1 pseudogene is annotated in these 789 nt (G+C 62.7%); it reads left to right on the top strand.

Going from position 1 to position 789, the window contains the following annotated elements:
* Nucleotides 1-789, top strand: a pseudogene (locus tag GJR95_RS41650) (gliding motility-associated C-terminal domain-containing protein); the annotation flags it as partial.

Here is a 789-nt window from a genome sequence, read left to right on the forward strand (position 1 = left end):
TCATCAGCCGGGTGCTCACCATCAGTGCCCCCCCCAGCCTGAGTATCACAGCCAGTTCGGCCAGTCTGTGTGGGGGTCAGACCGCGATGCTCACCGCATCGGGGGCCAACACCTATCGGTGGAGCAACGGGGCCACCACGGCCTCCATCAGTGTGAGTGTGGCCGGACCTTACTCGGTGACGGGTACTTCCTCGGGGGGTTGCTCGGCGACAGCTACTACGACCCTCACGGCGAGTCCTGCTCCGACCGTCAACGTCTCCTCCATCAGCATCTGCGAAGGCCAAACCGGTACGCTCACCGCTTCAGGGGCATCTACCTACCTGTGGAGCAATGGCGCTACGGGCTCATCCATCTCGGTCAATGTGGCCGGCACCTACTCGGTGACGGGTACCTCTTCGACAGGTTGTTCGGATGTGGCCACCGCTACGGTCACTATCAACCCCGTGGCCACCCTCAATGTCACCTCGGCTACCGTCTGCGAAGGCCAGACGGGTACACTCACCGCATCGGGGGCCAGCACCTACCTGTGGAGTAACGGGGCCACTACGGCTTCCATCAATGTCAATGTAGCCGGCACCTACTCGGTGACGGGCAACAGTGGCTCGGGTTGTACCGGCGTTGGATCGGGCATCCTCTCGGTCAGCCCTCCCCCCACCGTCAATGTCTCCTCCATCAGCATCTGCGAAGGCCAAACCGGTACGCTCACCGCTTCAGGGGCATCTACCTACCTGTGGAGCAATGGCGCCACCGGCTCGTCCATCAACGTCAGTGTGGCCGGCACCTACTCGG

The sequence above is a fragment of the Spirosoma endbachense genome, assembly GCF_010233585.1.
In the GTDB taxonomy this organism is placed as follows: domain Bacteria; phylum Bacteroidota; class Bacteroidia; order Cytophagales; family Spirosomataceae; genus Spirosoma; species Spirosoma endbachense.